Annotated in this window: 14 protein-coding genes and 2 pseudogenes; 5 read left to right on the forward strand and 11 right to left on the reverse strand. The window is 34.6% G+C overall.

Annotated features, from left to right (window positions below; genetic code table 11):
* Positions 1-10: 10 nt before the first annotated feature.
* The gene (gene arcA, locus MHH71_RS13920; protein ID WP_003194737.1) at positions 11-1,243 is read right to left on the reverse strand and encodes an arginine deiminase; all 1,233 of its coding nucleotides are present in this window, start codon (positions 1,241-1,243) and stop codon (positions 11-13) included.
* Between the two features lie 276 nt (positions 1,244-1,519).
* On the reverse strand, positions 1,520-1,969 hold the full coding sequence (argR, locus tag MHH71_RS13925; RefSeq protein WP_018766526.1) for an arginine repressor: 450 nt from the start codon (positions 1,967-1,969) through the stop codon (positions 1,520-1,522).
* A 397-nt stretch (positions 1,970-2,366) separates the two neighbouring features.
* Between argR and MHH71_RS13930 the strand changes: the two genes are divergently transcribed.
* The 4 genes from MHH71_RS13930 to MHH71_RS13945 all read left to right on the forward strand — a co-directional run bounded on the left by MHH71_RS13930 (position 2,367) and on the right by MHH71_RS13945 (position 6,355).
* On the forward strand, positions 2,367-3,701 hold the full coding sequence (locus MHH71_RS13930) for an FAD-binding oxidoreductase (RefSeq protein WP_006093292.1): 1,335 nt from the start codon (positions 2,367-2,369) through the stop codon (positions 3,699-3,701).
* A 192-nt stretch (positions 3,702-3,893) separates the two neighbouring features.
* Positions 3,894-4,616, forward strand: coding sequence for an amino acid ABC transporter ATP-binding protein (locus MHH71_RS13935; RefSeq protein WP_003194731.1), 723 nt, complete (start codon positions 3,894-3,896; stop codon positions 4,614-4,616).
* 145 nt (positions 4,617-4,761) lie between these two features.
* The gene (locus MHH71_RS13940) at positions 4,762-5,547 is read left to right on the forward strand and encodes an ABC transporter substrate-binding protein (protein ID WP_033798580.1); all 786 of its coding nucleotides are present in this window, start codon (positions 4,762-4,764) and stop codon (positions 5,545-5,547) included.
* Positions 5,548-5,662: 115 nt separating this feature from the next.
* Positions 5,663-6,355, forward strand: coding sequence for an amino acid ABC transporter permease (locus tag MHH71_RS13945; RefSeq protein ID WP_003194725.1), 693 nt, complete (start codon positions 5,663-5,665; stop codon positions 6,353-6,355).
* 163 nt (positions 6,356-6,518) lie between these two features.
* On the opposite strand, the gene MHH71_RS13950 is transcribed toward MHH71_RS13945, so the two are convergent.
* Positions 6,519-7,604: a fatty acid desaturase family protein gene (locus MHH71_RS13950; RefSeq protein WP_003194723.1), complete on the reverse strand. Its 1,086-nt coding sequence runs from the start codon at positions 7,602-7,604 to the stop codon at positions 6,519-6,521.
* Between the two features lie 621 nt (positions 7,605-8,225).
* Between MHH71_RS13950 and MHH71_RS13955 the strand changes: the two genes are divergently transcribed.
* The gene (locus MHH71_RS13955; protein WP_006093289.1) at positions 8,226-9,752 is read left to right on the forward strand and encodes an FAD-dependent oxidoreductase; all 1,527 of its coding nucleotides are present in this window, start codon (positions 8,226-8,228) and stop codon (positions 9,750-9,752) included.
* Positions 9,753-9,780: 28 nt separating this feature from the next.
* Here the strand turns inward: MHH71_RS13955 and MHH71_RS13960 are convergent, their stop codons facing one another.
* The 8 genes and pseudogenes from MHH71_RS13960 to MHH71_RS13995 all read right to left on the reverse strand — a co-directional run bounded on the left by MHH71_RS13960 (position 9,781) and on the right by MHH71_RS13995 (position 16,932).
* Positions 9,781-10,554, reverse strand: coding sequence for a nucleotidyltransferase domain-containing protein (locus tag MHH71_RS13960; protein WP_006093288.1), 774 nt, complete (start codon positions 10,552-10,554; stop codon positions 9,781-9,783).
* 173 nt (positions 10,555-10,727) lie between these two features.
* Positions 10,728-11,837, reverse strand: coding sequence for a PRK06851 family protein (locus tag MHH71_RS13965; protein WP_006093286.1), 1,110 nt, complete (start codon positions 11,835-11,837; stop codon positions 10,728-10,730).
* 107 nt (positions 11,838-11,944) lie between these two features.
* Positions 11,945-12,325: a hypothetical protein gene (locus tag MHH71_RS13970; protein ID WP_003194716.1), complete on the reverse strand. Its 381-nt coding sequence runs from the start codon at positions 12,323-12,325 to the stop codon at positions 11,945-11,947.
* Between the two features lie 266 nt (positions 12,326-12,591).
* A pseudogene (locus MHH71_RS13975) lies at positions 12,592-13,172 on the reverse strand (ATP-binding protein); the annotation flags it as partial.
* 300 nt (positions 13,173-13,472) lie between these two features.
* Positions 13,473-14,738 (reverse strand): annotated as a pseudogene (locus MHH71_RS13980) (S-adenosylmethionine decarboxylase related protein).
* Positions 14,739-15,021: 283 nt separating this feature from the next.
* A complete protein-coding gene (locus tag MHH71_RS13985) occupies positions 15,022-15,690 on the reverse strand; it encodes a hypothetical protein (protein WP_003194710.1) in 669 nt (222 codons plus the stop codon).
* Positions 15,691-15,917: 227 nt separating this feature from the next.
* Positions 15,918-16,373, reverse strand: a complete 456-nt coding sequence (locus tag MHH71_RS13990; protein WP_003194709.1) for a hypothetical protein — start codon at positions 16,371-16,373, stop codon at positions 15,918-15,920.
* Between the two features lie 22 nt (positions 16,374-16,395).
* Entirely contained in the window at positions 16,396-16,932 is a 537-nt protein-coding gene (locus MHH71_RS13995) for a hypothetical protein (RefSeq protein ID WP_003194708.1), read from the reverse strand.
* Positions 16,933-17,241 lie beyond the last annotated feature (309 nt).

Raw genomic sequence — 17,241 nt, forward strand, 5'->3', positions numbered from 1 at the left:
GTTTTTTATACTAAATATCTTTTCGAACAATCGGCATACTCATGCAACGTGGACCCCCACGACCGCGAGATAATTCCGAGCTGAGTACTTCAATAACTTCTATACCATGCTCACGTAATAAAGCATTAGATACATAGTTGCGATCATATGTAACAACTACTCCTGGCGCAATCGCCAATGTATTAGATCCATCGTTCCATTGTTCACGAGCAGAAGCGATCACATCTCCTCCTCCGCAAGGGATAAGTACTAATTCACTTAAACCTAATACTTCTTTTAAAGCTTCAGTTAAAGATGTACGATGGGTAATTTTAAGAGTTTCTTCATCCTTTCCTTTTTCTAATATATATATATTCATATTTCCTTTTGGTCCTTGAATAGCTGGGTGAATTGTAAATTTGTCATAATCGACCATTGTAAACACTGTATCTAAGTGCATAAAAGCACGACATTTTGGAATTTCTATTGCTAGCACTTTTTTAATTTTATTTTGGCGACTAAATAAGTTTTTAGCTAAACGCTCAATTGCTTTAGCTGAAGTACGAGCAGATACCCCAATTGCAATTGTTTCCTCATTTAAAATCAGTTCGTCGCCACCTTCAATCGGAAATTTATAATCACGATCTAACCAAACTGGCACATCATGACTTGCAAATCGTGGATGATGTTTAATGATATATTCCATAAACAATGATTCACGTCTCCGTGCCGGTTCTCTCATTTTGTTAATTGTTAAACCGTCACCTATACTAGCTGCTGGATCACGAGTAAAATATAAATTTGGCATTGGATCTAAATAAAATGGATAATGATCTTCCATTAATTCATACAGATGCGTTTTTTTACTAGTTTCAATTTCGTTTTTCCGCACGCCACCCATAATTTTTTGAATCAATTCTTCATTTGAAAAGGAAAGTAAATATTCTTTTAAAGTTTGATGTGCAACATTTACGTCAGTCTGTCCTTCTTTTAAAATACGATCAACAAATTCTTCACGAAGTTTTTTATCAACTAACGCCTCAGCTGCTAGTTTTTCTAAATAAAGAACTTCAACACCCCGATTGCGTAATGTTTGTGCAAAATAATCATGTTCTTTTTGAATAATTGGTAAATATGGGATATCGTCAAATAATAATTGTTGCAAATAATCTGGCGTTAAATTTTCCACTTCTTTACCAGGACGTTTTAATAAAACCGTTTGTAATTCCCCAATTTCTGAAGTAACATGTATCGGATGTTTCATTTGTTGTACCTCCTTTTAAATTTGTTTGATGTCTACAAATACATAATAAACGGTACGTACTTCCTTCTTTGTGAAAGCGCTAACATTTCCAAGTGGAATATTTCACAGTTTATTTTTTAAAATAATATATATTTGTATTTTTATAAGGTTTTTTGCTCCATATTTTGCAAAACAGCTATATATTACGTATATATAATGAATAACCCTTTACTAATTCATATTAAAATTTCAAAAAAAGATCCTATTTCTAATAAAAATTAGAAATAGGATCTTCACTTACATAATCAATTTCAATCTTTCTTCTAGAACCTTCCTATCCGATTGTGATCGAGAAATCACAAGGCACGTATCATTTCCACATATACATCCTACTTTTTCTTTCCAATCTAAAGAATCCAATAATACACCAATAACATGGGCATTTCCCGGTAATGTTTTAATAATTGTTAATTGCTCTACACAATCAATTTTCACAACAACTTCTTTTATTTTTTTCTTTAATTTCATATCCGTTTGTAAACTGTCTTCTGAAAAAATCTTATATATTGTTAATCCACTTGCAGAGGTTACCTTTATTAAATTTAATTCACGAATATCTCGTGAAATCGTTGCTTGTGTAACTACTACACCATGTTCTTCTAACAATTCTACTAATTTCTCTTGTGTATCTATTTCACACTCTCTTATCAATTGTTTGATTAGCCGTTGTCTTTTCTCCTTTTTCATAAAAGACATCCTTTCGAATATTATAACTTTATTATATCTTGCTATAATTTCCATTCGAAAGAGATAAAGGTAAATGTTGCGGAAACGTTCATAGTTTATAATTATCCCTCTTATATGATTTCATCCTGGACTATGTCCTGCACGTACTTGAGAAAGGGGACTTCTGTTGGAGTACTGCTAAAAATTTCTATAGTATCTAGTATGGCAACACTAAATACATACTGCTGAATGCACATCCATATATTTCTAATTTTAATTAAATTTCCCAGAAAAATATACTAACATTTTAATCAGCCTATTCATTCTTCATATACATACTATTTATAATTCAAACACTCTTAAACAAGCTTTCTCATACAATAATAAGAACCAATCTCATATAGAAAGGAACAATATAATGAAAAAAACAAAATTAACAGGGCGCATTGTAACTCCAGAAGATCCTGAATATGATGTAGCTCGCATAAACTTAAATTTAAGTCTTCCAAAGCTCCCCTGCATAATTGTCTTCTGTCAAAATACTCAAGATGTATGCAATGCCTTGAAGTGGGCACGTGAACGTCATATACCATTTCGTGTACGAAGTGGTCGCCATAACTATGAAAACTTTTCCCTTGTGAATCGTGGACTTATTATTGATGTAAGTGAAATGAATCGAATTATAGTCCAGCAGGACAGCTTAACAGCAACCATTGAGGCTGGAGCAGACCTTGGTGCTGTTTATAAAGAGCTGTGGAAATATGGCGTCACATTACCAGCTGGCACCAGCGCCAGCGTTGGAATTGTTGGATTAACACTTGGTGGTGGCATTGGTATGTTATCACGCTTATTTGGATTAACTTGTGATCAACTATTAGAAATAGACATGGTGCAAGCAGTTGGTAAAAAAGGGGCAAGATTTATTCGTGCCAGCGAAAGAGAAAACGCTGATTTATTTTGGGCATGCTGCGGCGGTGGCGGTGGGAACTTCGGAATTGTTACATCTTTAACATTTCGTGTTCACCCCATTCAAAACGTCTCGATTTTTTCACTCACTTGGGAATGGAAAAACTTTATTACCGCATTTCAAGCTTGGCAAAACTGGGCACCTTATATAGATGAGCGTCTTACTTCATCTATTGAATTATTTTCTAAACAGAGAAATAAAATTGAAGTAAAAGGAGAATTTGTTGGTCATCCTTCGGAACTCCTCGATTTACTGGCACCTGTATTACAAGCTGGAACTCCTTCTCTGTTCATAGAAGAAGTTCCTTATATACAAGCAGTTGAATTCTTTAATAGTGGTAACATCCCAGAAAAATTCAAACGTTCTGGTTCTTATGTATATAAGGCAATTCCGCTTAAAGGGATTCAAGTTCTAAAGCATTTTCTTAGTCATGCTCCAAATTCTTCAGCGAGCGTTTGGCATCAATCACTCGTAGGAGCTGTAGAAGACATTGCTCCAAGTGAAACAGCTTATTTCCATCGAAAAGCAATTATTGCTCAAGAATACCTTACATCTTGGAAATGCGACAATGAGGAACAACAAAATATACGTTGGATTAAAGATTTACGAAATGCTATGGCACCTTATACATTAGGTGATTATGTCAATTGGCCTGATATTGATATTACAGATTGGCAAAACACTTACTATGGCACAAACTTTACAAGGTTACGTAAAGTAAAAACAGTATATGACCCTTGTAATGTTTTTCGATTCCCACAAAGCATCCCTCCCTTCCATAAATAAAATATAAATTTCTCTCACTTTTTTATTTTCTTCAAAGCCTCTTTTTATCACCTTACTAACCGAATCATCTTCCTAATTTCACGTCCTCTAGACAATGTTTTTCGCAAAAAATAAAGGGTTTTGGCACTTTATGACTAATAACAAAAATAAGGGGAAACATTTGTAAAATACAAATTTGACTGGGGGATTGGTATGATTCAAGTTCAAAATCTAGTAAAGTCATTTGGTTCATTAGACGTTTTAAAAGGGATCAATTTAGAAGTAAAAGAAAAAGAAGTTGTTGTTTTAATTGGCGCGAGCGGCTCAGGAAAAAGCACTTTACTTCGTTGTCTCAACTTTTTAGAAATGTACGATGAAGGGGAAATTCACTTACAAGGGAAACGAATTAATCCTAAAAGTACAAACTTAAACAAAGTCCGCGAAAATGTTGGAATGGTATTTCAACATTTTAACCTCTTTCCACATATGACCTCATTAGAAAACATCATAGAAGCACCTATTCATGTAAAAAAAATGGACAAAACAAAAGCGAAAGAAATTGGAACCGACCTATTACAAAAGGTTGGATTACAAGACAAAGCAAACGTGACACCTCACCTTTTATCTGGTGGACAAAAACAACGTGTTGCGATCGCACGCGCACTTGCAATGAATCCTAAAATCATGCTATTTGATGAACCTACATCTGCTCTTGATCCTGAACTTGTTGGAGAAGTACTCCAAGTTATGAAAGAGCTTGCTGGTGAAGGAATGACAATGGTAATCGTCACCCATGAAATGAACTTTGCACGGGATGTAGCAGATCGCGTCATTTTTATGGATAATGGACAAATTGTAGAGGATGCACCACCAGAACAATTTTTTTCAGCACCGTCAAATGAGAGAGCAAAACAGTTTTTACGAAACATTTTATAGAGAGGGACTTCTCTCCCCACGAATACTTAAACCATTAAAACTCATACGGGTGGCCTAATTGCCCCACCCATGGAAACTTTCCATAGCAATTAAGATACGGCTGTTTACCCCGTATGTGCAGGATGAATATATAGGAGGGGTTTTGATGAGAAAGAAAATACTTACTGCTTTTGCAGCAATTACACTATGTGTATCCTTCGTCCTTGGAGCCTGTAGTAAGGAAACTTCAACAAATGAAGGGAAAGAGTTTCGCTACGCAATGAGCGGCTTATATAAACCTTTTAATTTCAAAGAAAATGACGGAAAACTAGTTGGTTTTGATGTCGAAATTGGTGAGGCACTCGCAAAAAAAATGGGAATGAAGCCTGTTCCAGTTACAAATCCTTGGGAAACATTGATTCAAGGTCTAAAAGCAAAAAAATATGACGTCATATTAGGAAGTATGGCAATTACAGAAGACCGCCTAAAAGCCGTTAATTTTACGAATCCATACTATCGCTCTGGTGCACAAATTTTCGTAGCTAAAAAGAACAATTCCATTTCTTCAGTAGAAGACTTAAAAGGAAAAAAAATCGGTGTTGTAAAAGCTAGTACATTTAAAAAACTTGTGGAAAAACATACAGATCAAATCACAGAATACGACAGTGACATTACAGCTCTTATGGATTTGGAACCAGGCCGAGTAGATGCTGTTATTACGGATCAAATGGTTGGTCTTCGTATGATAAAAGAAGGAAAATCAAATATAAAAGAAGCTGGAAAACCATTAAATCTTGAGGAAATGGGAATTGCAATTCGCAAGGATGATAAAGAGATGGTGAAGAAAGTAAACAAAGCATTAGAGGAAATTATTAAAGATGGCACATATGAAAAAATCAGTAAAAAATGGTTTGGAAAAAATATTCTTGGAGAAGAGGAAAAGACAAAATAAAATGATTTACCCTTCTAAAAAACAAATCATTTTTAATCCATAAGCGATGCCCCACCTCAGCCGTGGGGTATTTGCATCTATTTCCTAAAATAAATTCTATATTGAGGTGACGTTGATGATTGAAATTTTCATATCTACATATCCAACATTTCTAAAAGCAATTGTCATGACTTTACAATTAACATTAACTTCATTATTACTTGGTTCATTAATCGGACTTCTATTCGCCTTTTTTCGTATTTCCAATAATAAAATTTTAAATAGTATTGCACACATATATATTGCTGTTATCCGAGGCACACCATTAATCGTTCAAATCATGATTCTTTATTTCGGCATTACGTCTATTATCGTTCTGTCTCCATTTTGGGCTGGTGCCATTGCTTTAGCAATTCATAACGGTGCATATATTACAGAAATTTTCCGTGGCTCCATTCAATCGGTCGATCGCGGCCAATTAGAAGCGGCTCGTTCTTTAGGAATGTCCTATCCACTCGCTATGCGCCGTATCATTTTACCACAAGCATTTCGATTATCAATCCCTCCGCTCGGAAACCAATTTGTCATTGGATTAAAAGATTCTTCCCTTGTCGCATACGTAGGAATGTCTGAGCTTTGGGGATCCGGTTTATCTATAGCTGCTGGAAACTTTAAGCAACTTGAAACATACATTGTTGTTAGTGCCTATTATCTTGTACTCGTCCTTTTGTTTACTTACCTCGTAAATCTCTTAGAGAAAAAACTTCAGCGTAAACAAAGTAATTCTATACAAGTAAATAAAGAGAAAGAAAAAGCAGTCTCTTTATAGGAAGAATTGTAGCAACCCTTTCATCTATTAGATTGAAAAAGGAATCAATGAAAAGTTACTATTACATGCAAAAAAACAACCAAAATACAAACTAAAAAAAGCAAGCTACTTTTTAGGTAGCTTGCTTTTATAGTTAAAGGGTTCTAAATAATCTATTCCAGAATCATGGATTCACTTTTTTGATAGTTTCCTGTTCTTCTATATGCTCCTCACGATATGCAATATTATCAGGGTCTAACCCATTCCCTAAAGAACCATAGAAATGTTCCCTATGAGGATCAACTAATTCACTGCCTTGATAATATACGCGAGGTGTGTTCCAAAGTGCTGCCATTGCTTTCGTCATCGGCATTTCATGATAACGCTCCGGCCACATTTCTTTAATTTTTTCTTTTACTAATGGGTAATACTTAGAACTCATAGCAGGGAACAAATGATGTTCCGTATGATATGAGAAGTTAAAATGCAAAACATCAACCCAGCGCGGCACTGTTACAGATAAACAGTTAGCTAATGGATCATTTACAGGAACAATTGGATTTAAACGGTGATTTGTTGCAATATAGCCCATTACAATAAAGTTTGCAATGAGTAATGGAATCACATAAGCAAACAACCACTTCGTAGGCCCCATAATAAATAGCAAACTAATCCAAACCGTCCATGGCAAAAGAAGTTGAAGCCATACAGACTTCTGATTCGATGACTTAAATTCTTTTATAAAATGAAAGAACATACGAGTTGAATGTATTGTAAATTGAATTGTTAGTGACAGAAAACTGAAGAAAGAACGCACATGCAAGGGCATACGATACACCCATCTTAAAAATTTACTCTTCTTCATCTTTTCAAGTGTTGGCCACGCATCAGGGTCATGTTCTTCATGCTGTGTATGAACATGGTGCGTCGCATTGTGCCATTTTCTCCACAATTTCGGTCCTGTAGATAATGGCATAAATGCAATTGCCCCTAAAAAATCACGAAGCCATGCTTTTCTTACAACTGTTCCGTGCAAGATTTCATGTCCTAAAAATCCAAGTGAAGCAAAACATAACCCTAGAACAATTGCAATTCCAAGATTTGCCCACACATTCAAATCGAATAAACCAATCGCTATTAACCCAGCTACCGCCACAAGTAAATAAGCCAGTCCACCAAACAAACGAGTTGGAACTGGTTTAAATGCTTTTTTTGGCAAATGCGGCGATACACGTGCTGCATACCATCCAAACGTATGAAGCTCCTTCATCCTTTTGCCCCTTTCTTATGCCGCGCTTACGCAACTTGCATAAATCAATTCTTGTTTCCAGATTGATAATACTAGTTAATTACAAAAAGCATTTATAATAAGTAAATCATACTCACTCTATCGTCACTCATTTTCGCTTTTATTATCAATGAAAAACATTTCTCTTTTTACTCTTTATCAACCTTTCCACATGATGAATCATATCAATAGACTTTCCATATTGTCAATAACTTTTATGACCTAGTAATAAAATGTGGTTATATTTTTATAATAATATTTTATTTCACCAAAGGAAAAGCATAGGTTTTATAAGCTTTTATCCATTATATATATAAATACTTTCACATATAAGAAAGTCTGCTTCACTCAAGAAAAGCTTATATATGAACATCAATAATTCTTTATAGAATCGACTGTCATTTAAAATAACCTTATAAAGGAATACTCATTTTTATTATATTAGAATAATATTTATGTTTTGTAAATATTTAAAACTTATTCTCAATTTCTTCTGTTCACTGTACAGTATCTCCTTCTCCTAGATTGAAAATAAGCTACATGAATTTTATATAAATTGGAAAAAATAAGTAGTAAATTATTTTAAAACAGGAGGGACATACGATGACAAACAATTCATTTCCCAAATTTCCAGAACCGTACTGGCGCGATTCTACTTCATTCCCTATTTTCCCCAAGCTATCAGAAAATATAAAAGCAGAAGTTGCAATTATTGGTGCTGGAATTACAGGCATCACAACTGCTTATTTACTTGCAAAAGAGGGCATGAAAGTTGTTTTAATCGATTCCGGAAATATTTTAAATGGAACGACAGGCCATACGACTGCAAAAATCACAGCACAACACGATCTCATTTATGATGAGCTCATTGATCATTTTGGAGCTGATCAAGCGCGCCTATACTATGAGGCAAACGAAAAAGCATTGCAATTTATAAAAGAAACAGTCCGAACAAATAACATTGATTGTGACTTTACTGAAGAGGACGCCTACTTATATACAACTTGCAATGACGGATTACGGAAATTAACAAAAGAATATGAAGCTTATAAAAAACTAAATATTCCTTGTGACTATGTAGAGTCCATTCCACTTCCTATCTCAGTTCAGGGAGCACTTGTTATGAAAAAACAAGCACAGTTCCATCCTCTTCATTATTTAAAGAACCTTGTTGAACAGTTTATTGAAGCAGGCGGAACAATCTATGAGCAAACCACTGCAATCGATATCGAGAAAGGATTCTATCCGCAAATCATTACAAAAGATGGCCATCGTATTACATGTGGATATGTCGTCTCCTGTTCTCATTTTCCTTTCTATGATGCAAATAGCTTTTTCTTCGCAAGAATGTATGCAGAACGTTCCTACGTTCTAGCTATAAAAGCAAAAAAAGATTATCCCGGAGGCATGTATTTAAGCATAGACACTCCTACACGCTCCTTACGTTACACAACAGTAAATGGAGAAAAAATTATTCTTGTTGGGGGTGAAAGTCATAAAACAGGACAAGGAATCAATACAATGCTTCATTATGAAGCATTGCACTCTTTCGCAGAAGAAACATTTGGAATAGATGCAATCCCTTACAGATGGTCAGCACAAGACTTAATTACCCTAGATAAACTACCTTACATCGGCCATATTAATGAAAATAATCCAAATATATTCGTTGCAACAGGTTATCGAAAATGGGGGATGACAACAGGAACTGCTGCAGCTCAACTACTAAAGGACTCTATTACAAAAATAGATAACCCGTATAAAGAACTCTTTGCCCCATCACGATTCCATGCAGATCCAGATATAAAAACATTTGTTTCTCAAAACCTTGATGTAGCAAAACATTTGATCGAAGGCAAGTTAGAATTTGCTCTGCGTAAACCAGAAGATCTTGAAAATGGTGAAGGTGCCGTTGTAAGAGTACATGGAAAACGTGCAGGCGCTTATAAAGACAACGAAGGAAAATTGCATATTGTTGATACGACCTGTACACACCTTGGCTGTGAAGTAGAATGGAATAGCGGGGATTGTACGTGGGATTGTCCTTGTCATGGATCACGCTTTTCAATTGAAGGAGATGTAATTGAGGGGCCGGCAGATAAGCCGTTAAAACGGGTTGATGGAGAATAAAGTTAACTAAAACAAACAGAGCACCAATCTACTGGTGCTCTTTCTCAAATAACATATCCCGAAACAAGCCATTCAACCTCTCAACCTCAATGCCCTTTCCCTTTTCAATACCTTTCACATACTCTTGATAATACTTTATCTGCCCCTCTAAAAATTCATTTAATACGATAATCTTCGGACCAGCGTCTAACTCAACACCATCCTTTTTCTTTAGAAGTAAATCTTCAATTTCATCAAAAAGCTCTTGTTCTAGCGACAATTCAGTAATGAATCGTTCAAATTCTACAGGCGGCAATGTCCCTTTCTCTTCTAACCATTTGCAAGCTAAAATAGGACGCAATACATAGAAGTACTTTTTCAACTTCACGCTCTCTCCTTGTAGAAATTCACGATAGTTTTTTGAAGCCATATGTAAGTAGTGATACATCGTTGCTTTAGGATCAAAATCATTTTCGCTCATTTTCTGTAGACGCTCTGGAAGATCAGAGTTCTTAGAATAAAAGATTGGAGAACGGATCCATTCTAATAGTGCTGGATTTGATTTTGCAAATAACTGCAGAGCTTTTCTAATATCCCAACCGCTTATGTCTAAAGCATCACTAATTGGATACTCAATCACATCACGTTTTTCATTAATAGATAAATACCAGTCTACTGAATGAATGTATACAAATCTAACATCATAATCACTATCTTTCGACTGAAATCCCCATGCACGACTTCCAGATTCGACAGCAAATAAAATTTTCACATTGTTCTCTTTTTCAATTTTCTGTAATTCTAATTGAATTTTATCCCTCATATATATCATCCTCATTTTCTGATCATTTCCCTGGAAATTCGACAAATATAATCTACTTATTATTGGCGTGCCATTCTACTTTTAACATCAATATCTCAGTAACTCTATAGTATGTATCATAACTAAATTTAAAAGGAAGCTGCTAGGCCTTCCCTGGCAGCTCTATAAACATTTCATTTTTGTTGCTCGCTAACAAGCTTTGCAATTCGCTCAAACTCACCCTGAATTTCATTTTTATACATATCTACTTTTGTAAAATCCATCGCAGCAATATAAATCCGTTCTAATTTATCTCGAACTGCTTTTGCCTTCGCTAAGAACGACATTGCTTCACTCATTTTTGTTTTGTATTGAATGGAAACATCCCGAATTTCTGTTGCATATTTTTCATCCGTTCCTGGCGTAACGATGAGATCATACATATCAATAATCTCATCACCTTCTCGCTCTGGAAAATATTCATGTGGCGCGGTGCTGTCAAAGATCGCAAAACCTAATTCTCTTACAATAATCATATCTAGGCTATTTGGATCAAAGCCGCAATGATATACTTCAACTTCAAACCCTTTCTCTTCCGCTGCCTCAGCTAATTTTTTTAGCATCGTTGATTTTCCTGAACCCGGGCGTCCTTTTATAAAATAACGATGCGGGATATCTTCTGTTAAATTTGGAACGAAATCAACCGCCCCTTTTGGTGTTGCTGCCCCTAAGAAACGGTGCTTTACCACCGCTTGTTTTCCTTTGTTATCTGCAAATAACTTTTGTATAAGCTGCTTTGTTAATTCATTCGCTTTTTGAAAATCAATATTATCAATATAAATTCTCTCCCAATCATCATGTATAGCTAACGCCTCTTTAAAACAAGCATACGCTGATTGAAATGCATCGCTCGCTTCAGAAATATAATGTGTAATTTCACCTTTATGTTTTCGTAATTTCTCTGAATCCCATGCAACTCCTAAGTTCACGTATTCCTCTACAACTCCAGGTATTTTTGGCTCAATGACATGTGGTGCTGTTCCATCTACAATTCCTACTTTTAATTTTGGAATAATAACACCATCGATGGATTTATTATCAGAAGAACAATGTAACAGTTCAATATCATATCCTCTTCCAACCCACTCACGCCCAATTGCTTTCATCAATGAGGATTTCCCTGTCCCTGGACCACCTTTCAAAATGAAAAGTCTTTCCAATCCCCTTACATTTTCCTCATATAAACTATAAAAACCTCTCGCGGTATTTCCTCCAGCATAATAATTTAAAATTTTCCCTGTCACTGCCCTCACTCCTTTATAGCAGTCTACTTACATAAATTACAATATGCACGACGCTTCAATTGGGTGAATACCTATTTTTTATTCTTGCAACAAAAAAGCAGAGATCATCATTGACCTCTGCTTCGATATTTTCGATTTAAATTAAGAAAAAACTGTTCAATCCGAGGACGAACCCATGCAAAATAATCTTTATCTTTCTTTTTCTTACAAATAATTTCTTTTCCATCAACCATTCCTACAAGCTCTAGTTCTAACAATTGCCTCGTAAATTCTAGAATATTCACTTCTTCTTTTGGATACTCTTCCTTTAGCTTTTCTTCAATTTCTCCCAATAAAAATCCGTCACGCATCATTGCAAGTGCATCAATCCAAAGTGGCGGCATTTCATATTTTTCTCCTGTAATTGTATCCTTTACAATATAATTCTTTTGATCTTTTCGAAATTGAATAGTGTGTAAACATACGGTCGAATTTAATGTTAGTTCCATCGTACCACCTCTGTCATAATATCAGCATAGAAAAAAGGATGCATGTGCACCCCTCTTTTTTAATTCACATAAAACCCAATTCAATATAAACATTCATACAAGTAAAAACTACAAACCGGTACATGAATAATAAAACTACATGTCGATATTTTCCTCCATTATAAACTAAGTTTTTTATAAAAAAAAGCATTCTTGAAGCTTTTTATAAAATGTTTATATTTACACAACAAGAGCACTTTTCTGAAAAGTACTCTTGTCTTTAAATTCTATATAGTTGGCAATGTCACTTCTACTTTTGTCCCTGTGCCAATGTTACTTTTGAATTGAATCATCCCTTGATGCTCTTCAATAATTTTATTTGTAATGATTAAACCAAGACCAGTTCCATTTTCCTTTGTCGTATAAACAGACTTTCCAAGTCTCTCTATTCTTTCGCTATCCATACCGCATCTCTCATCTTGAATGCAAATAAACAATTTTTCTTCTATCGTTTTATAGGCAGAAATTCTCAAATCTCCCCATACATCATCGATTCAATCCCATTTTTCACAAGATTTAATAAGACTTGCTTTAATTGCTTTTCATCACCCTTTATATCAGGTAAAGCCTCATCTACTTGTATATGTATTTTTACAGCGTACTGCATTGCATAACTTTCCATCAGATGAACAACATATAACAGAACTTTTTGCATATCACACAATTGATACATTGTTGGTTTCAGCTTTCCAAATAACATTCACTCACTAACAAATCCATCAATTCTCTCAATTTCCTGTAGCATAATATCATAACTAGCATTATCAGCTAGATTGCGCTCTTTTTGAATTTGAGTAAAGCCCTTTAAAGTCATTTCTATCTAACTTTTACGTCATGTGAAATTTCTAGTAGTATTATCCTATATAAAATGGCTATACTATTTTTATTCTAACTTCCTTTCATACCATAACACTAAAAGAGGGAGTGAACAAACTCCCCCTGTTAACAATTACACAAAATGAAACCTTAATCAGTGGAAGCCTCATTCCACACTGATTATTAGTCCTCACCAATCTTGTTTTTACAGTCAGTTGATCCACCACCTAACCTCTTCGCTTTCGCTGAACTTTGAGGTGGAGGTCTTACTGCCCACAAATGGCGGGATAAATTATATCCACTTCACCCGCTCATGAAGCAATCCATCCGTAAATGAATTATCACTCATCACAAAATCTTTCATATAAACATGTAAATATTCACCATACTTACTTTTTGTATTAAGTAATAATTCCTCAACATAATACACACCTGGTGAAAATATATCTAGCAGTAAACTGGACAAACCAGCATAGATTCCGCAACCAACTTGAAAATAAGTCGCGTTTGTCTTATATTTCTGGAAAACTTCACTACTATTCATTACATTGTACATATATTTTTCATTGTCTTCATAGACAAGTAACACACCAACTAAATCTTCTCCTGCTATTTCTTCCTCTGCTGGATTAAAAACTTTTCGATTCCAATTTCATAATTTATCCACATCATCTAGATTTTTTCGAATTAAATCTGTTGTATATTCATTAATACGATAAAGAAAACCCACTTCCATATCAAATGTTTTACCAAGAATCAGAACTTCTTCATGTGGCATTAGGCAACCATGAAACTCTTTCTCTCCTAATCTCACTTTATATTCCGAAGCATATACATCCTCATAAAAATAGATGGGCCGATGATGACTCACATACATTGGATAACTTAATATTGCTTCATCAAGAAAACGTTCTACCGCCCATGAAGCATAAAGTGTATTAGGTTTTATAAGACTTTGGTCTGCAAAGAAAGAATAATCATGCTCTATAATATAACACGCACGTGGTTTTTTTCCCGGTTGTTCTTTCATAAGCTGTACAACCATCCATTGAACAACACCAGGATTCATTCCCGATCCTATGATAGCTCTTGTATTTGTAAAATTATTTTTTTCCTTTTCAAATCTCGTATAACGTTCTGTAAGCTGAAACCCCTTTAAGCTATCATCCTGATCCACCTGCTCATTCTCCAAAGCTGAATTTACATACGAAATACCTAATTCATTACAACAACTAAGTATACGAATCGTATCTGCTCCGGAAACGTCGATAACTACACCAGCATCCGTTTTCCGTAAATGCTGTTTAAACAGTATTGTATTTTGAAGATCCATTTCATGAAGAAAGAATTTCCCCTTTAAATTCGGAAATAATTCGTCATAATAGCTTTTTTCCTTTTGCTTTATATCAACGAGATGAAACTTTAAATCTTTTATCATAGAATAGATGGGATCATTTATATTCGCCACAGTTTGATTTAAAACTGCCAATACTGCTTTAGCGCCTCCTCCCCCACTACCAAGTAATGTAATTGAAAAAGAATGTCTAAGCTGACTCACCCTGAAAACCACTTTAATATTTAGTTAGATAATACATAATCTATTCAATTTTGAAAGGATAGCTTGGACATAATAAACATGCTCGTACACATTTTTTATTATAAAAATATACCTTTCTCTCTTACTAATCCATGATTAAATAAATTAAATATTTAATCAGTGAGGAGATGTCTTCATCCCTCACTGATAGTTAGCCCTCACCAATCGGGCTTTTACGGGATAAAAATAGACTCGACCTTTTCTTTTACACACATAAAAGAAAAAGCAAGCCTTCTTAACAAGCTTACGGAAAATGAACCGATTTTACATGTTGAATATTTAAATATACTTTTTCATCACGCGCCTTGATCAATTCAATATGACCATCTTCAATTTTCGTCATCTTCCCAATTTTATTTGAATGTTCGCCTAAATCAAACACCATAATTTTCCTTGCCATTTTGATTAGTTGTTCTTCAAATGTTCTAGCTAGTGTAATATTTAATGGATTAACTGAAAGCTCATTTTTATTGAGGGAATACGGAATTTGATTTTCTTGATAGGGGATTAACCATTTTAGATGTTTTAAAGAAATATATACTGTTTTGTACACAGGGCTATAGAATACTAAATAATCATTCATAACACTTGCAACATAACCATGAATAGGATAACCACCAGCTACATAAATCTCCGTAAAAATCCCTTTAGATGTGCTCAGTACTTTTCGAAGGGAAATTGACGGTGATTCTCTTTTAATAACAGAATCTGTTTCTGGCTTGTGTATTTCGGTCACAAGACTCGCCAAAAATTTATAATATTGAATATGATATAAGGAAATATAGATGTAGTCTTTCCCATCATAAATAACAACAATATCATTGCCTACATCAATTAATAATCCTTTAAACCTTTTCTCGCCAATTAATTTAACATAGATATATTCTCCAATATTTTTGCTTAGTTCGTTCACCTGTATCCTCCTTTCTCCAAAGCTTAACTTCCTCTTTATCTCTCATTCACATGTAGCTAAAAAAGAATAATAGGGGGCTAAAACATGTATGCAAAGTGACACAATGCTCTCTTTCTATCTGTATGAATAGTAGAGGAGGGCATTTAGACTATAGTAAAATAATAGCAATTGAACAAAAAACATTCGCCACTACCTATTCCATACTGCCCCCTCTTATTTATCAAACATTACTCTTCTTCATCTTTATTAGTTTTAACGATTTGATTTACGTTTTTAATGTGAAAGTTAATAACGTAAATTACCTCATCACGGTTCACTAATGTAACGTATTCTTCATTTACATCACTTAATAAACCTTCTACGCTTTCTGGTCCACCGCGATTAATTTTGACCCATTTATACTTAAGACTACCTAGTATCTCTTGAAACGTTGCACCATCCGCATAGGATTGCTCAATAAAATAAGGATTTAACCCTATCTCTTTTGCCTTTTTTACAACACCCTTTACATGCTTCTGTTGATAATAAATGACCTCTCCTGTATTTCCTTGAAGAACGAGATAATCATCACCTACTGCCAGCAACACACCTGTACGGCTTTCTGGTCCACCAAGGTTTACTTTTACACCTTGATAAACCAAGCTTTTTATTTGATTTTCAGGAAATATATTTTCCAATTTCATCCCTCCTTCCCCTCTTTTGTTATTATTTGGATCGATTATATCGACTTGATTGTCTTGTTGCTCTTGCTCTTGAATATTGAACATATGCTGTCTGATCGGATTTTTGGTTATTTGACTGATAATCATCTTCTTCTAGTGCTTGCAGACCATAATTCATACTTTTAATATGGAAATGTGGAATCTGTACAACTTCCTCTTTTACAATTAATGTCACATATTCAGAAGAAACATCTTGTAGAATTCCTTCAATCTTTTCTGGACCGCCGCGGTTAATTTTCACCCAACGATACTTTAAATTTTGAAGTAAGCCTTGAAAATCTTCACCTTGTGCAAATGTTGGTAAAACTCCAATGTCTGCAGCAACATCTTTCGCATTTTTTGTAATACTTTTTAGATGTTGAAACTGATAATAGTAAAACGTTCTGTTTTCACTCAATAAAATAAAATGATCCGAATACACTGCGACCACTGTACCTTTTTGAGACTCTGGTCCACCTCGATTCACTCTAACACTCTCTCCAATCAATCCATACAGCAAATCACTACTAATCGTGCTCATGAGAAAACCCCTTTCATTGTTTTATAAGTCGTTTGCACTGATAGTATATGTATCTGTACAGGTTACGTTCTCTATGATTGTCCCATTATATAAAAATATGTTTTTAACACGGGGGTACATCTATCCAATATGTATATCTCTGATGTACAAAAGACCAGCACGGCTTCTATCAATACCCAGCATGTCATTAGCCGCCATTTATGCACACAATTTTACTATTTCATCATAAAAAAATACCGTTTCAAGATACTTATCCTACAGATCTTGAAACAGTATTTATAAAGTGAAACTTTACTTAGTGGAGGATTT

The sequence above is a fragment of the Bacillus sp. FSL H8-0534 genome (assembly GCF_038005885.1).
Lineage (GTDB): Bacteria > Bacillota > Bacilli > Bacillales > Bacillaceae_G > Bacillus_A > Bacillus_A pseudomycoides.

Bases quoted from the DNA above. Each gene is read 5' to 3' on its own strand.
- arcA (WP_003194737.1), bottom strand. From the start codon at position 1,243: ATGAAACATCCGATACATGTTACTTCAGAAATTGGGGAATTACAAACG.
- argR (WP_018766526.1), bottom strand. From the start codon at position 1,969: ATGAAAAAGGAGAAAAGACAACGGCTAATCAAACAATTGATAAGAGAG.
- MHH71_RS13930 (WP_006093292.1), top strand. From the start codon at position 2,367: ATGAAAAAAACAAAATTAACAGGGCGCATTGTAACTCCAGAAGATCCT.
- MHH71_RS13935 (WP_003194731.1), top strand. From the start codon at position 3,894: ATGATTCAAGTTCAAAATCTAGTAAAGTCATTTGGTTCATTAGACGTT.
- MHH71_RS13940 (WP_033798580.1), top strand. From the start codon at position 4,762: ATGAGAAAGAAAATACTTACTGCTTTTGCAGCAATTACACTATGTGTA.
- MHH71_RS13945 (WP_003194725.1), top strand. From the start codon at position 5,663: ATGATTGAAATTTTCATATCTACATATCCAACATTTCTAAAAGCAATT.
- MHH71_RS13950 (WP_003194723.1), bottom strand. From the start codon at position 7,604: ATGAAGGAGCTTCATACGTTTGGATGGTATGCAGCACGTGTATCGCCG.
- MHH71_RS13955 (WP_006093289.1), top strand. From the start codon at position 8,226: ATGACAAACAATTCATTTCCCAAATTTCCAGAACCGTACTGGCGCGAT.
- MHH71_RS13960 (WP_006093288.1), bottom strand. From the start codon at position 10,554: ATGAGGGATAAAATTCAATTAGAATTACAGAAAATTGAAAAAGAGAAC.
- MHH71_RS13970 (WP_003194716.1), bottom strand. From the start codon at position 12,325: ATGGAACTAACATTAAATTCGACCGTATGTTTACACACTATTCAATTT.
- MHH71_RS13990 (WP_003194709.1), bottom strand. From the start codon at position 16,373: ATGAAATTGGAAAATATATTTCCTGAAAATCAAATAAAAAGCTTGGTT.
- MHH71_RS13995 (WP_003194708.1), bottom strand. From the start codon at position 16,932: ATGAGCACGATTAGTAGTGATTTGCTGTATGGATTGATTGGAGAGAGT.